This is a genomic window from Pontixanthobacter aquaemixtae, from assembly GCF_009827395.1.
Lineage (GTDB): Bacteria > Pseudomonadota > Alphaproteobacteria > Sphingomonadales > Sphingomonadaceae > Pontixanthobacter > Pontixanthobacter aquaemixtae.
On sequence record NZ_WTYX01000001.1, the window covers coordinates 199667 to 214618 of the forward strand.

Annotated in this window: 12 protein-coding genes; 5 read left to right on the forward strand and 7 right to left on the reverse strand. The window is 60.8% G+C overall.

What is annotated here, in order from left to right; translation table 11 throughout:
- Nucleotides 1–354: 354 nt before the first annotated feature.
- Nucleotides 355–552: a YdcH family protein gene (locus GRI41_RS00975; protein ID WP_160602789.1), complete on the reverse strand. Its 198-nt coding sequence runs from the start codon at nucleotides 550–552 to the stop codon at nucleotides 355–357.
- A 183-nt stretch (nucleotides 553–735) separates the two neighbouring features.
- On the opposite strand from GRI41_RS00975, the gene GRI41_RS00980 reads away from it, so the two are divergent.
- The 5 genes from GRI41_RS00980 to tilS all read left to right on the forward strand — a co-directional run bounded on the left by GRI41_RS00980 (nucleotide 736) and on the right by tilS (nucleotide 6380).
- A complete protein-coding gene (locus GRI41_RS00980) occupies nucleotides 736–891 on the forward strand; it encodes a YdcH family protein (RefSeq protein ID WP_160602790.1) in 156 nt (51 codons plus the stop codon).
- A gap of 82 nt (nucleotides 892–973) precedes the next feature.
- A complete protein-coding gene (ptsP, locus tag GRI41_RS00985; protein ID WP_160602791.1) occupies nucleotides 974–3244 on the forward strand; it encodes a phosphoenolpyruvate--protein phosphotransferase in 2271 nt (756 codons plus the stop codon).
- 124 nt (nucleotides 3245–3368) lie between these two features.
- Complete coding sequence (locus GRI41_RS00990; RefSeq protein WP_160602792.1) at nucleotides 3369–4253, forward strand: helix-turn-helix domain-containing protein; 885 nt, start codon at nucleotides 3369–3371, stop codon at nucleotides 4251–4253.
- Between the two features lie 188 nt (nucleotides 4254–4441).
- Nucleotides 4442–5377: a tetratricopeptide repeat protein gene (locus GRI41_RS00995; RefSeq protein ID WP_235901017.1), complete on the forward strand. Its 936-nt coding sequence runs from the start codon at nucleotides 4442–4444 to the stop codon at nucleotides 5375–5377.
- A 94-nt stretch (nucleotides 5378–5471) separates the two neighbouring features.
- Nucleotides 5472–6380, forward strand: a complete 909-nt coding sequence (gene tilS / locus GRI41_RS01000) for a tRNA lysidine(34) synthetase TilS (RefSeq protein ID WP_160602793.1) — start codon at nucleotides 5472–5474, stop codon at nucleotides 6378–6380.
- A 9-nt stretch (nucleotides 6381–6389) separates the two neighbouring features.
- Here tilS and GRI41_RS01005 read toward each other — a convergent pair whose 3' ends face one another.
- The 6 genes from GRI41_RS01005 to zwf form a co-directional block, all read right to left on the reverse strand.
- Nucleotides 6390–7109, reverse strand: a complete 720-nt coding sequence (locus GRI41_RS01005; RefSeq protein WP_407985505.1) for a L,D-transpeptidase family protein — start codon at nucleotides 7107–7109, stop codon at nucleotides 6390–6392.
- Nucleotides 7110–7226: 117 nt separating this feature from the next.
- On the reverse strand, nucleotides 7227–10001 hold the full coding sequence (locus tag GRI41_RS01010; RefSeq protein WP_160602795.1) for a phosphoenolpyruvate carboxylase: 2775 nt from the start codon (nucleotides 9999–10001) through the stop codon (nucleotides 7227–7229).
- Entirely contained in the window at nucleotides 9998–10612 is a 615-nt protein-coding gene (eda, locus tag GRI41_RS01015; RefSeq protein ID WP_160602796.1) for a bifunctional 4-hydroxy-2-oxoglutarate aldolase/2-dehydro-3-deoxy-phosphogluconate aldolase, read from the reverse strand. Before eda ends, GRI41_RS01010 begins: the two co-directional genes overlap by 4 nt.
- Nucleotides 10609–11589 (reverse strand): glucokinase, encoded by a 981-nt coding sequence (locus GRI41_RS01020; RefSeq protein ID WP_160604563.1) that lies wholly within the window; start codon nucleotides 11587–11589, stop codon nucleotides 10609–10611. The genes eda and GRI41_RS01020 overlap by 4 nt, the downstream gene beginning before the upstream one ends.
- Nucleotides 11589–13400 carry a phosphogluconate dehydratase gene (edd, locus tag GRI41_RS01025; protein ID WP_160602797.1) on the reverse strand — a complete coding sequence of 604 codons (1812 nt, stop codon included), beginning with the start codon at nucleotides 13398–13400 and terminating at the stop codon, nucleotides 11589–11591. The genes GRI41_RS01020 and edd overlap by 1 nt, the downstream gene beginning before the upstream one ends.
- Nucleotides 13393–14832: a glucose-6-phosphate dehydrogenase gene (gene zwf / locus GRI41_RS01030; protein WP_160602798.1), complete on the reverse strand. Its 1440-nt coding sequence runs from the start codon at nucleotides 14830–14832 to the stop codon at nucleotides 13393–13395. Before zwf ends, edd begins: the two co-directional genes overlap by 8 nt.
- Between the last annotated feature and the right edge of the window lie 120 nt (nucleotides 14833–14952).

Genomic DNA, 14952 nt, shown 5'->3' on the forward strand with positions numbered 1-14952 from the left:
GATAGTGTCCCAAATCGGGGCGAATTTGGTGGAATTTTTGTCTTTCGCTCACGCATCCGCGTGAGCGTCCTCGGTGCTTTTCCCTTTCCCCGGATCAAGTCCGGGGTGCGGGGCACCTGCGGGCGGCCGGTCGGCCTTGCGGTCAGCTGGTCGCTGACCGGATCAGCGCAATACTGACATGGCTTGGAATGGTCCGACCCGACGCAGACGGGTCGCAAGCGCGACTGCGCGTCGCCCGTTAGGGCGGAAGCCTAAGGGAGCGAATGCGACCGCCGGCGCTTGAGGCCAGACAAAAAATTCCGGCGACCGAGGGACTAAAACAAAAGACTTCCGCGACTGAGGGCCCAAAACAACCTACGCAATAATATCTGGGATCAGCGAATCCTCTATTGCAGTAATCTGGTCTTTTATCGCCAGTTTGCGCTTTTTTAGCCGCGCGATTTGCAGCTGATCGGTCGAACCTGTTTCGCGCAAGGCATCGATTGCGGCGTCGAGATCGCGATGATCCGTTTTGAGAATGGCCAGACGTTTGCGCAATTCCTGTTCGTTCACCGGCTCGGACCCCTTGGGCTGGATTGGTTGATCGGCACGGCTCGTCGTGCACCAAACCTTTTCTACCGCTTACGCGTTAATCAGGACTTCGCAAGGGCCGCGCTTTGTGTTTTTATGATGCTACGCGGCACGTCCGCAGGGACGAGTCGCTCTAGCTGGTGTCGCACCAAGAAGGAGAGCCTAATGGAATCGTCTCACGTCAACGCGCTGCAATCCAAACATGCCGGAATCGATGCCCGGATCCGTGAAGAGGAAAGCCGGCCGGCCCCTGACACTGCGACGATACAGGCCCTTAAAAAACAGAAATTGCGACTGAAGGAAGAGCTGGAAATGCAATAGGCATTTCGCGTCCGCAAATTTTGCATTCGAATGGATGATTGCTGCCATTAACATGCAACTTTATCTGGTGTAGTCCTGCGGCATGACAGCCGCCGCTTCCGCCCGCCAGATTCTGACAGAGCTGCATGAGATCATGGCATCGCGCACCCATGCGCAAGGCAAGCTTGACCGTGTGGTTGATATTATCGCCCGCAATCTCGATAGCGAGGTTTGCTCGATCTATCTGCTGCGCGACCAGATGCTGGAGCTTTTTGCGACGCATGGTCTCAACAAATCGGCGGTCCACGTTACCCGGCTGGCGATGGGCGAAGGCCTGACCGGCACGATCGCCGACAATGTCGAAACGCTCAATCTGGCCGAGGCAAAGGCACATCCGGACTTCCAGTACCGGCCGGAAACGGGCGAGGAGAAATTCCACTCTTTCGCCGGTGTGCCGATTGTGTACCGCGAACGCGCCGTCGGCGTGCTGTGTATCCAGCATGTCGATCCGCGGCGCTATGAAGATGTCGAGATCGAAGCGCTCCAGACAACCGCGATGGTTTTGTCGGAACTGATTTCGAACAATGATCTGGTTGATGTGGAGGAAGCGCGCGGTCTGGCGCCCGAACAAACCGGCCCCGCAACAATCAACGGCCTGCAACTAGTCAAGGGCCTGGGCAGCGGCGTTGCGGTGTTCCACCAGCCGCGGGTGACCATCGATCAGGTGATGGCCGAAGACATCGAGGTCGAACGCCAACGTGTCTATCGTGCCTTCCACAAAATGCGCGAACAGATCGACAATATGGCGAGCAATGCCGAGTTTGGCGCGGGCGGCGAGCATGAAGAAGTGCTCAAAACCTATCGCATGTTCGCCTATGACGAAGGCTGGAGCCGCCGGATCAACGAGGCAATCGATTCCGGCCTGACAGCCGAAGCCGCAATCGAGCGCGTCCAGCAGCACACGCGGATGCGGATGCGCGAAATTGACGATCCGTTGCTGGCGGACCGGATGCACGATCTGGAAGATCTGGCGAACCGCTTGCTGCGCATCGTTTCGGGGCAGCTGGGCACCGCCGCGACGCAGGGGCTGCGCAAGGATACGATCCTGATCGCCAAAAATCTCGGCCCGGCGGAACTGCTCGAATATGACCGGCGGCGGCTCAAAGGGGTTATCCTCGAGGAAGGTTCGCTCACCGCGCATGTGGTGATTGTTGCGCGCGCGATGGGCGTGCCGGTGATGGGCCGCGCGAAGGGGCTGCGCGGAATCGTGCGCGAAGGCGACGAGATCCTGCTAGATGCCGACACGAGCACCGCAACGATCCGCCCCTCGCAATCGGTTGCCGAAGCGTTTGATGCGCGTTTTGCCAAGACCAAGGAACGCCAGGCCGCCTATGCCGAATTGCGCGATGTCGAACCTTTTACGCGCTGCGGTTCGCGCATTCAGGTGATGATGAATGCGGGCCTGCGCGAGGATATCTCCAATCTCAATCTGGTCGGCGCGGACGGGATCGGCCTGTTCCGGACAGAGTTCCAGTTCCTTGTTTCTGCAACATTGCCGCAGCGCGAGAAGCAATTGCGGCTGTACCGCGATGTGCTCGATGCCGCGGGTGATCGCCCGGTTATTTTCCGGACGGTCGATATCGGCGGTGACAAAGCAGTGCCTTATTTGAATTCAGCGGAGACCGAGAACGAGGAAAATCCGGCGCTGGGCTGGCGCGCATTGCGGCTGGCGCTGGAACGCGGCGGTTTGCTCAAATCGCAGGCACGCTCCCTGATCGAAGCGGCGTCTGGGCGCACGCTTTACGTGATGTTCCCGATGGTGTCCGAACCGTGGGAATTCGACGCCGCAAAGGCCGTGTTCGAAGAACAATTGGCCTATCTCAAGAAGCAGAAGAAAACGCTTCCCGAAGCGATCAAATATGGCGCGATGCTAGAAGTGCCGGCCCTGGCCGAAGTGCTCGACATCCTCATCCCGAAGCTGTCATTCCTTTCGGTCGGGACCAATGATCTAACCCAGTTCCTGTTCGCGGCCGACCGCGCCAATCCGAAACTGGCGCAGCGTTATGACTGGCTTTCGCCGGCGATACTGCGGTTTTTGCGGCGGATTGCGCAGGCCACGGTCGGGCAAGAGGTTGATCTGGGCGTGTGCGGCGAAATGGGCGGGCAGCAACTCGAAGCGCTTGCATTGCTAGGGCTGGGCTTTCGCCGCTTGTCGATCACCCCGGTTTCGGTCGGGCCGATCAAGGAACTGGTGAGGCAGGTTGATCTGGCTGAGATCAGCGAAGCGATGAACGGTTGGCTGTCCCACCCGCCGGAGAACCTTCGCGAAGAGTTGCAGAAGTGGGCAGGGGCGCACGGGATCGCCATCGATTGACTTCATCCTGAAACCTGCCCGTTCCATCGGAACATTCGGCAAGCGACACGTTCTGTGCTTGACAGGGTGGCAATAGGCTTCTTTTCTGCGGAAAAATAAAACAGTCGGGTACAAGGGTTACTGAATGAGCGAAGAAGGCGAACAGCCCGAAGGTGAACTGCCGCTTGAAGGCGCGGGGCAAAGGCTCCGGCGCGCGCGCGAAGACGCGGGCAAGACGATCGAGCAGATCGCCGCATCGACCCGTATTCCGCAGCGCCATCTCGAAGTGATTGAATCCGGCGATTTTGCCGCGCTCCCGGCCAAAACCTACGCAATCGGTTTTGCGCGGTCCTATGCCCGCGAAGTCGGGCTGGACGAGAAGGAAATCACCTCTTTGGTGCGCGAAGAAATGGCTGGCGACAGCGAGGCATTTGCCGACCCGCATCGCGGTTCGACATTTGAACCGAGCGATCCGGCGCGTATTCCCTCGCGCAAACTCGCATGGTTCAGCCTGTTTGCGGCGATCCTGCTGGTGGCGGGTTCGCTCGCCTATTTCCGCGACTATTTCTTCCCGGGTTCCGGGCCGGGATCGATCGTTGCCGGTGAAGAAACCGCGCCGCGCGATGCCGGCGTTGAAACGCCATCGGATGCCGGCCCTGCGCAGCCTGATCCAACGGGAACGGTTGTGTTTACATCCACCGAAGAAGGCGTGTGGGTGAAATTCTACGATGCTGCTGGCGAACGGCTGATGGAAAAAGAAATGGCGCAAGGGGAAAGCTATACCGTTCCCGCTGACGCAGAAGGGCCGCAAGTGTGGACCGGGCAACCGGAATCGCTGGAAATCCGTATCGGCGGAACCGCGATAGGTACCCTGTCCAACACCAGCGAAGTCGTGCGCGATATTCCGGTTACCGCAGAAGCCCTGAATGCGAGAATAGCCGAGTTGGAAGCGGAGCAATCCGCAGAGGATGAAGCTACCGGATCGGCCGAAGTTTCGAGCGGAAGTTCCGGCAACGATTCCGACGGCTAGCGCGATGTTCCGAGCCCCTTTTGCGGGGTGCTGTGTCTATCTCCACCGATTTGGCCGGTTTCAGCCTCGACAAGACCGTGCCTAATCTGCAAGATTCCCCGCGACGTTCAGCTTGGGTTTGGCGTTTTGACGTCATGTGTGATCGGCAGAGGACCCGGGCTGGAAATGGGACAGGAGCGTTTAGAACAATGTTGAGTCGAAAAAGCCGCACCGTTTTTGCTGGTTTGGCGTTGGCCGCTATGGTCGGAACTTCGCAACCGGTGCTGGCCCAAAGCAGCGGTGACGAAGCGCGTATTCGCAAACTGGAATCCGAAGTCCGCGCGCTGCAGCGCAAGGTTTTCCCGGGCGGTGATGGCCGTTATTTCGAGCCGGAGATTACCGGCACGCCCAATCCCGCCGGTGTTTCCAACCCGTCGACCACGGCGGTTACCGATATTCTGATCCGCCTCGACGCGCTCGAAGCGCAGATTGCCTCGCTCACCGCGCAGACAGAGCAGAACAGCAACGCGATTGTCCTGCTGAGCGATCGTGTGGCGGCGATGGAAAATGGTGGATCGGCCGGTTCGACCGGTGGAGCGCCGGTTACCGGATCGGGCCCGACCAGTGTTCTTCCCACCGCCACATCTGCAACCACCACTACGCCCACTCCGGCCCCCACGCCTACGCCGGCTGTCGCATCGCCGACCGCCGAACGGATTGCCGCGGTCCAGCAGATCGCCAAGCCGCAGACAGACGACGCGGCGGATGATGAATACTCCTATGGCTATCGCTTGTGGAATGCGGGCTTCTATCCCGAAGCGCAGCAGCAATTGACGATGTTTGTTGAAGCGCATCCCAACCATTGGCGGACCACTTTCGGGCGCAACCTGCTGGGCCGCGCCTATCTCGATGATGGCAAACCCAACGATGCCGCTCCGTGGTTCCTCAAGAACTATCAGGCGAACAAGCAGGATGCGCGCGCGCCCGACAGCCTGCTCTATCTGGCAGAGACAATGATCGCGATGAACGATACCAATCGTGCCTGCATCGCGCTTGCCGAATTTGCCGATAATTATCCCGCGATTGCCTCGGGCCGGCTGAGCGACCAGTACCAGCGCAATCTGGGTAAGGTTACCTGCAATTGATATCCCTGACGAAATCGGTCCGGTCGATCCGGAGCTAGTTGAACGGTTCAGGGCTGATCTCGACGCAGTCAGGGAAGAAACGGGAAAACTCGGAGTGGCCGTTTCGGGCGGCCCTGACAGCCTCGCTTTGCTCCTCCTTGCCAACGCCGCGTATCCGGGCGGTGTCGAAGCTGCGAGCGTTGACCATGGATTGCGCACGGAAAGCGAATCGGAATCGGACTTTGTCGCCCGACTTTGTTCGGGGCTGGGCATTCCGCACGAAACGCTGAAAGTCGAAGTCGCCGCGGGTAATGTGCAAGCCAAAGCGCGCGAGGCGCGTTACCGTGCTCTATCCGCATGGACATCCCGGCGGGGGCTGGGGGCATTGGCGACGGCGCATCACGCAGACGATCAGGCAGAAACGCTGTTGATGCGGCTCAATCGCGGAAGCGGGCTGGCAGGGCTGGCGGGAGTGCGCGCGTGGTCTTGGGGCCATTCGATCGACCCGCCCGGTGAATTTGAGCTGGTCAGGCCGCTGCTGGGATGGCGCAAGGCGGAACTTGAAGAGGTCGTTCGCATGTCAGGCGTAATACCGGTGCGCGACCCTTCCAACCAAAACGAAGAATTCGACCGCGTCCGGATGCGCGCGGCGCTGGCCGGTCAACATTGGCTGGACCCCGTTGCAATCGCGAAGAGCGCGGGATTGCTGGGCGAAATGCTCCATGACCTCGAGAGGATATTGGCGCGGCAGCGGCGATCATATGTGATCGAACAGGATGACGGGATCGTCTATCTCTGGGGACACGGAAAAACATTGGAAATCGAAAATGTCCGCTGGATCATCGGCCAGCTGGGCGGCGATGCGTCACGATCGGATATTGCGGCAATGATCGAGCGGTTGAAGCGCAAGCAAAACGCGTCGCTTGCAGGCGTTCTGGGGCGCGTGGTTATGCATCCGACCGGGGCGAATAGCAGCACCGAAGCCTGGAAATTCGAACCCGAACCGCCGCGCAAAACCGGCTAACCGGCCCAATCAGAGTATCGAGTCGCCCATATCCATGGTTTCGCCGCGGGTGATGATTACTTTGTCACCCTTCTTGGCGATCGCGAACAGCTTGGACACGAAGCCATCGGGCGTTCCGATGCAGCCGTGGCTGGCAAAGCCGTTTTCCACTTCGCTGCCGCCATGAATGGCAATGCCGTCGCGGGTCAGGAACATGCTCCATGGCATTGGCGCGTTGTTATATTTCTCTGACACATTGTGGCGCTGCTTCCACAGGATCGGGAACGTGCCGAGCGGGGTAGGGTGCTTGTCCGTACCCAGCATCACCGCCGTCGCGCCGATTTCATATCCGCCTTTGAAGACAGACATGACGCGCGCATCCAGATCAACGGTCACAACGATCGGGCCGGGCGGAACGCCTTCGTCATCCCAATGCCATTCGCCATATTTGATCGGCCCTTCAATCGGCAGGATGCGCTTGACGACGAAGCGTTCGTCCTTCGGTTCGGGCTTGGCTTCGGGAATTTCCTGAACCACTTCTTCGGAAATGAATTCGGGATCAGCTTGTTGACCGGTGGCGGCGGCGTCATCGCCCGCAATCGCAGCTTCATCGACCGGAATAGCGTCTTCCAAAGTCGCCGTGTCAGCCACGCTTTCGCTCTCATCGCCAGACATCATCTCGCTGGCAAGCGTTCCGCCGCCTACCAACAGCACCAGGGCAGCGGTTGCGCCGCCTATCCATTTCATCATCGGGTTCATCCCACCCTTATGCCGCAAAAGCCCTAATTTTTCCAGTATCGGCTTTGACCCGTCCCTCTACGAGACGGGTTTTTGCCAAGTGTAAAAACATGAAAATCGGCGCTTGGCCTAGCCGTGCGCGCCGAATTCGTTGGCGATGGCCGTGCCGATCCGCAAGCTCAGCTGGTAAGCACGGTCGAGCGGATCAATATAGTCGCGCTGGATCGCGGTATAACCTTCGCCATCGCCATCGGGATAATCGCTTGGCTCCTCGACATTGAAATTGTCGAGGCTGGGGAATGTCGTGGGATAGGCGCGGCGCAGCTGGGCGAGTGCATCATCAATCCGCAGCGTGAACACCATTTCAAGCACGTCGTTGCGGCTGATATCGTTGGCACGGCTAAAGGCCGGGATCGATACCGCCTTGAGGAACATATGCTGGAGCAGCGTCAGCCGCAGCGCTTGCAATGCCCCGATCGAACGGCGGATATTTTCGCGATCATCCAGCGGTGCCTCGTTGGGGATCAGGGCCAGCAGGCGGTGCAGCTTCAGTGCGTCAACGCGAAGCCGCGAGGCAAGGCGTCGGAAAACGCCGGTGCGGTCATCCTTGGTGAGATATTCGGCCAGCGTTTCGCAAGCGTCCGACAAATGGCTTTCTGTCCCGCGATAGGGGCGGCTGGCCCAATAGGCCGAATTGAACAGTTCCCCGAAAGCAGCAACGGTCTTGATGCTGGCCAGCGCATTGGAAGCCCGCGCCAGTCGGACCAATTGCCGCCCGCGTTCGCTTTCGGACAGCAAAGCCGCGATATCTTCGTAATTGCCGTCCGCCGCGCTGCCGATGCCCGAAATGACATTCACCGGATAGCCGAGCTGTTGCAGCACGGCATTGTGCGGGATCGCGCGGATCTGGCGCAGATTCATATCGCGGTCGGCGCTAAGATCGCTTTGCCGGCGCGAAACGCGGCTGCCGGTGCTGTTGAGCAGGCCCAGTCCGAACGCGGTCAGCGCGCGGCTGTATGTCTGGCTTTCCAGATGGTGGCGCTGGTGCGAACGGACCGCGCGGTAGAAATCGAGGCTGAGATCGGTGCGCCGGTAGAACGGATCGGTCGGCGCGTCGGGATCGGTCAATTCGGGATTGACCGTGGCAATGCGGGTGAGCGTGGCCAGCGCCAGTTCGGGCGTGGCGAAATGCAGATATCCGTCACCGCCCTGGAAGCTGACTTCGGGCTCCAGACGGATGCCCGCGCGGACAAAGCGCCGCCGCGCCCACGGGCTGAGCGGCCATGCGAGCCGGTCGGCAAATCCGCCCGGATGCGCGCCGCGCCCCATGCTTTCGCCATGGGTGTTGAAAATCAGCGCGGCGACATCGGTCATGGCGTTATCGCGCATCGCATCGGCCAGCCGGCCTTGCAGCCGCTCGATCGCGAGGCTCGCCGGAATTTGCCCGACAAAGCGGCCCGCATCGGAAAAGCCGGTCTGGATCGCCACGCGGCCGCGCGTGCGGGCATAGTCCTGATACACCGGCTCTGCCAGCAGCGCGTCGAGGAAGCGTCCGCCATGCTCCAGCGCGCTTTCGGTTTCGAACAGCGGTGAAACATCGACTTTGTCGGCAATCCCGAACAGCTTGGAGAAATAGAGTGCCGCGAGAATGGTCGATGGCTGTTCGCATTCGGCGATCAGCATCCGGATCGGCGCATCGCCATCGATATGATTGATGATCTGCGCCATCGCGAGAAATTGACGGATCGCGGTGCTGCTTTCGATAGCAAGTGCCGCGAAATTGGACCGCAATGGCTTCACCTTCTCCAGCAATTCGCGCAATGTCGCCATCGCGCCCTTGCTGCCCAGATCGAGCGTATTGTCGGGGTCGATCCGGCGGCGGATTGCGTTGTGAAGCTGGCTGGAATTGACCCGGAAATGGATCCAGCCCATCCCCAAGCCATCTGCCCGCATCGCTGCGGCGAGCGTCTTGAGGCCGATTGCGCGCTTGGCATCGGCGCCCACCGCCTCGCCCTCGAGCAATTCGATGATCGGGGTGAGCGACAACAGCTTGTAAGGGTGGTCAGCTGTGAGCGTGTTTGCTGCCGCCGATAGTGCCGCGGGGTCGGACAGGTCCTCGCGGAAATCGGCCGCGCGCTCTTGCGCATAGCCGAGCGCGTTGCGCAACGTTTCGAGCAGCGGATGCGTGTCGTCTATGGCTTCGAGCGAAGCGACATAGCGTTCCAGCCTTTGCGCCTTTTCCGCCAGACGAAAGCCGATGGAATCGAACCATTTGATATCGGTCCGGCCATCCATGTCATAGCCGACCCAGCTGGCGAAGCGGAACGGCAGCGGCTTTGCAGCAAGCCATTGGTCGGGAAAGCGGTCGGACGCTTGCTGCAAAGCATTGCCGACGATCCGGTCGCGCGCGTCCTGCGCATTGGCAATCGCCATCATTGCGCGATCATGTTCATAGCCGAGCGAAATGGTCGGCCGCTGCGATGCGGCGACGCAGGTGTCATCGGTGATATCGGCATCGCTGCTGGCTGATCTTGCCACCGCTTCGGTTTGTTCGGGCGTCAGCAGGAATGTGGGATGCGCGGTGAACACCGCATGCATTCCGGGATTTTCCCACTGCGCACGAAAGGCGTCGAAATCGTCACCGCCCAAACCGGCAATCGCGGCGTCGTTTGCTTCGGGTGCGACCGGCGCGAGGTTGCTGCGCAGCCGTGTTGCGCGGCTTTTGAGCGAACCGCATTCGAGCTCGGCAACCATGTTCTCGATATCGTCGAGACTGATCTCTTTGGCTTCCAGTTTGCGCGACAGATCGAGCGATAGCTGGAACACCGGATTGAACAGCGGTGTTTCTTGTGTCCGCTGGTGCAAATCGCGCAGCCGCGCGGTCAGTTCGGCAACTGTTTTCATGCTTTCAGCCCTGCTGCCTCGCGCGCCATTGCTTCGATCATCGCGGTATCGGGTTCACCCTTGGGCGCGACCCAGCTGCCGCCGACGCACAGCACCTTGTCAAAGGCCAGCCATTCGGGCGCATTCTCCAGATTGATGCCGCCTGTCGGGCAGAAACGGCATTGGCCGAAAGGAGCCGCCATGGCTTTCAATGCAGGCAGTCCGCCTGCCGCCATTGCCGGGAAGAATTTGAAATGCGTCAGCCCCAGATCGAGCCCGCGCATGATGTCGCTCGAACTGGCGATGCCGGGTAGAAACGGGACATTGTGTTTGACCGCGGCCTTGCCCAGCGTGTCGGTAAGCCCCGGCGAAACGATGAATTCGCAGCCTGCCTCCAGCGCATCTTCCAGCTCTTCTTCATTGGTTACAGTACCTGCGCCCATGATCGCGCCGGGGACCTGCTTCATCAGCTTGATCGCCTCCAGCGCTTGCGGGGTGCGCAAGGTCACTTCGAGACAGCGCAGACCGCCCGCGACCAAAGCCTCTGCCAAGGGCACGGCATGTGCGACATCCTCTATCACGATGACCGGGACTACCGGCGCAGTGCGCATGATTGTTTCGATATCGGTCATTGATTGTCTCCGTGATATTTGGCGGCAAAGGCAGCGGCGGCGCCAAACAGGCCGGGCTGCGGATGGATGATAAGTTTGACGGGGATCGCGGCCATCATCGCGGCAAAGCGCCCCTTGGCGCAGAACCGCTCTGCAAAGCCCGATGCGGCGAGTGTTTCGCGAATACGGTAGCCCAGACCACCAGCGATAACGACGCCCGCCGCGCCTTGCGCCAGTGCAATGTCGCCCGCGACGCTGCCGAGCGACAGGCAGAAGCGGTCAACCGCTGCAGCTGCGATGCTGTCGCTGCCATCCTGCCCGCGTGTCCAGATGGAAATGTCATCCTCTTCGGGGACTGCTTTGCCTTCGAGTGCGGCAAGCGTTTGATAGATATCGGTGATTGCCGGGCCTGACACAACGCGCTCTGCCGATACGCGGTTGTGCCGCTTGCGCAGGCGCGCAAGGATCGCGTCCTCGATCGTGTCGAGCGGGGCAAAATCGATGTGCCCGCCTTCGGTGGCCTGAACGCGATATTCGCCCGCCTGTTCGCGATAAAGATGCGCCACGCCAAGCCCGGTGCCGGGGCCGAGCACGCTGATCCTGCCCGTTGGCGGAAGCGGTGTGTCGGGGCCGGTCAGATGGACGAATTGTTCTTCATCCGCGCGCGCAACGGCATGCGCGACCGCTTCAAAATCATTGACGATGGTGAAACGGTTGCAGCCCAGTTTCTCCCCGATCAGCGCGGGCCGGATGGTCCAGGGGTTGTTGGTAAAGCGGATAACATCGCCATCGGCGCGCCCGGCGATCGCCATCGAAACGGCATCGGGCAAGGAGCCGCCCTTGCGGGCGCGGAAATCTTCCCACGCGGTCTGGAAACTGACGTGATCGCTGGTGTGCAGCGTTTCAGGCTCCTCAAGCGTGATCGCGCCATTGTGCCCGATGGCGGCGATGGCAAAGCGCGCATGCGTGCCGCCAATATCGACCGCAACAAGCTCCATCACAGCCCCGCTTGCGCGAGCATTGACGATCCGCCTTGCTCAGCCCCATCGGCATGCGTGCGGAACATGGCGAACAATTCGCGCCCGAAACCGTCATCGCTGACCGGATCGGGCATGGCTGTCCGGCTATCCAGATCGGCGCTGGTCGATAGCGTGCCGGTTTTCGCGCACAGCTTCACCACATCGCCGGTCTGCAACTTTGACAGCGGGCCGCCGCCCAAAGCCTCGGGAGTGCAGTGGATCGCCGCCGGGACCTTGCCAGATGCGCCCGACATCCGCCCGTCGGTTACCAGCGCGACCTTGTAACCGCGATCCTGCAGCACCGCGAGCGGCGGGGTCAGCGAGTGCAATTCGGGCATGCCATTGGCGCGCGGCCCCTGGAAACGCACGACCACGACAATATCCTGGTCAAGCTCGCCGGCCTTGAACGCCGCGCTGACATCTTCCTGACGGTCAAAAACGCGGCATGGCGCCTCTATTGTGTAGCGTTCTTCGGAGACCGCGCTGGTTTTGAAACATGCGCGGCCCAGATTGCCTTCGACCAGCTTCATTCCGCCGTCGGGCCGGAACGGATCGCTGGCGGGGCGCAGCATGGTGTCATCGCCGCTCGGGCCAACCTCGCGCCAAGCCAGCGCGTCTTCATCGAGGCCCGGCTCCTGCGCATAAAGGCCAAGGTCGCTTTCGCAGACGGTCAGCACATCGCGATGCGCCAGCCCTGCGTCCAGCAATTCGCCGATCACATATCCCATCCCGCCGGCATCGTGGAAATGGTTCACATCGCCCGCACCGTTGGGATAAACATGCGCGAGCAGCGGGACAGCGGAAGACAATTCGGACAGGTCGTTCCAGTCAAACTGGACACCCGCCGCGCGCGCCATTGCCGGAATGTGGATCGCATGATTGGTGGATCCGCCCGTCGCGAGCAGGCCGACTGCAGCGTTGATAATCGCCTTTTCATCGACGCAGTGGCCGATGGGGCGGTAATCATTGCCGTCGATCCCGATCGCCGCAACACGGTGCACCGCCTCGCGATCGAGCGCCTGACGCAGCTTGGTGCCCGGCTGGATAAAGGCCGCGCCCGGAATGTGCAGCCCCATCATTTCCATCATCATCTGGTTGGAATTGGCAGTGCCGTAAAATGTGCAAGTGCCGGGCGAGTGGTAAGAGCCAAGCTCGCTGGCGAGCAATTCGGCGCGCGTCGCCTTGCCTTCGGCATAAAGTTGCCGCGTGGCCTGTTTCTGCTTGTTCGAAATGCCGCTGGGCATCGGCCCGCTGGGTACGAAGATCGTCGGCACATGTCCGTAACGCAGCGCGCCGATCAGTAATCCGGGCACGATCTTGTCGCAAATGCCCAGCATCAGCGCGCCGTCATACATCGCATGGCTGAGCGCGATACCGGTGGACAGCGCGATCACGTCGCGGCTGAACAGGCTCAGCTCCATTCCCGTTTCGCCCTGCGTCACGCCGTCGCACATCGCCGGCGTCGCGCCCGCGACTTGCGCCGTGGCGCCCACTTCGCGGGCATAGATTTTCAGCCGTTCGGGATAGCGTCCATAGGGCTGATGCGCGGACAACATATCATTATAGGCGCTGACGATCCCGATATTGGGCCCGCGATGCGCCATCAGCGCTTTCTGGTCCTCCTCTGCCCCGGCATAGGCATGGGCGAGGTTGGAACAGCTGACCTGACCGCGATCGGGCTGGTTCTCCGCTTCCCGCTTGATCAGTTCCAGATAGCGCGCGCGGCTGTCGCGCGAATTCTCGATCACCCGCTGGGTAACGCGGTGGAGCGTGTCGTGAAGGCTATTCATGCCAGCTCACCCCGTCCTTTTCGGCCAAGGCAATCGCCGCGCTCGGGCCCCAGCTTCCGGCGGTGTAGCTTTGCGGGGACAGCGCCTGATCGGCCCATCCGGCACGGATGGCATCAACCCAGTCCCATTGCGCCTCTACCTCGTCGCGGCGCACGAACAGCGTCTGGTCACCTTCGACCAGATCGAGCAGCAGCCGTTCATAGGCGATCCGCCGTACCGTTCCCGAAAACGCATCGGGCATCGCGATATCAAGCGGGACGGAGCGCAGACGGATCCCGTCGCGGTCCAGGCCGGGCACTTTGGCCATCATCGAAAGCTGGACATTTTCCTCGGGCTGGATTCCGATCACCAGCCGGTTGGGGATCATCCGCGCGCCTTTATCGGCAAAGATCGAATGCGGCACATCGCGGAATTGCACGACAATCTCCGTCACCCGTTCGGGCAGACGTTTGCCGGTGCGCATATAAAAGGGCACGCCTTTCCAGCGCCAATTATCGACATGCGCCTTGATCGCGACAAAGGTTTCGGTGCCGCTTTCCTTGCCCAGCTCGTCATCATAGCCGCGCACGGCCTCGCCATTGATCGCGCCCGCGCGATATTGGCCGGTTACCGTTTCACCCGCCTGCACCTGGCGCAGCGCGCGCAGCACTTTGACCTTCTCATCGCGCACCGCAGTCGCATCAAAATTGCCCGGCGGTTCCATCGCCACCAGCGCGAGCAATTGCAGCATATGGTTCTGCACCATATCGCGCAGCGCCCCGGCATCGTCATAGAAATCGACGCGGCCTTCCAGCCCGACCGTTTCGCTCACGGTGATTTGCACATGGTCGATATGCGCCGCATTCCACAGCGGTTCGAACATGATATTGGCAAAGCGCAGGGCCAGCAGGTTCTGCACCGTTTCCTTGCCCAGATAGTGGTCGATGCGGAAAATCCGGTCTTCGGGGAAAGCGGCGGCAACCGCATCATTGATCGCGCAGCTGCTTTCCAGATCGGTGCCGAGCGGCTTCTCCAGACACATCCGGACATTTGCGCCGTCCAGCCCCGCGTGCTGCAGCCCCTTGATCGTGGGTTCGAACAGGCTGGGCGCGGTGGAGAGGAAAATCGCCAACCCGCGATCGGGCGTGCCGACTTTCTCCGCCAGCGCGTCAAATCCTTCCAGCGTGGTCGCATCGAGCGGTTGGTAGCTCAGCCGGCCCAGGAATTCGGCCATCCCGCTGCGCCGGTCAGCGGGGAGGAATTTTTCCAGAGCTTCACGCGCAAAGCTGCGGAATTCGGCATCGGTGAGTTCAGAGCGCGCGGTACCGATAATTTTCACATCTTCGGCCAGCAATTCATCCGCATGCAGCGCCGCGAGCGAGGGCAACAGCATCCGCTGCGACAAATCACCGGTCGCCCCGAATAGTAACAGCTTGTCCGCTGTGAATGTCATGCGCGCGTTTCTCCCAAGGAATATCTCCCAATAATCGCTTGTGGTTACCGCACGACCCTAGCAGCGGGCAGCGCACCATGCACGCGGCATGATGCCCGATTCAGCCTGCCGCATATGTAT

Excerpts from the sequence above, each read along its gene's own strand:
- GRI41_RS00995 (WP_235901017.1), top strand. The coding sequence starts at position 4,442 with ATGTTGAGTCGAAAAAGCCGCACCGTTTTTGCTGGTTTGGCGTTGGCC.
- GRI41_RS00980 (WP_160602790.1), top strand. The coding sequence starts at position 736 with ATGGAATCGTCTCACGTCAACGCGCTGCAATCCAAACATGCCGGAATC.
- edd (WP_160602797.1), bottom strand. The coding sequence starts at position 13,400 with ATGAATAGCCTTCACGACACGCTCCACCGCGTTACCCAGCGGGTGATC.
- GRI41_RS01005 (WP_407985505.1), bottom strand. The coding sequence starts at position 7,109 with ATGATGAAATGGATAGGCGGCGCAACCGCTGCCCTGGTGCTGTTGGTA.
- GRI41_RS01010 (WP_160602795.1), bottom strand. The coding sequence starts at position 10,001 with ATGAAAACAGTTGCCGAACTGACCGCGCGGCTGCGCGATTTGCACCAG.
- GRI41_RS01020 (WP_160604563.1), bottom strand. The coding sequence starts at position 11,589 with ATGGAGCTTGTTGCGGTCGATATTGGCGGCACGCATGCGCGCTTTGCC.
- ptsP (WP_160602791.1), top strand. The coding sequence starts at position 974 with ATGACAGCCGCCGCTTCCGCCCGCCAGATTCTGACAGAGCTGCATGAG.
- GRI41_RS00990 (WP_160602792.1), top strand. The coding sequence starts at position 3,369 with ATGAGCGAAGAAGGCGAACAGCCCGAAGGTGAACTGCCGCTTGAAGGC.
- eda (WP_160602796.1), bottom strand. The coding sequence starts at position 10,612 with ATGACCGATATCGAAACAATCATGCGCACTGCGCCGGTAGTCCCGGTC.
- zwf (WP_160602798.1), bottom strand. The coding sequence starts at position 14,832 with ATGACATTCACAGCGGACAAGCTGTTACTATTCGGGGCGACCGGTGAT.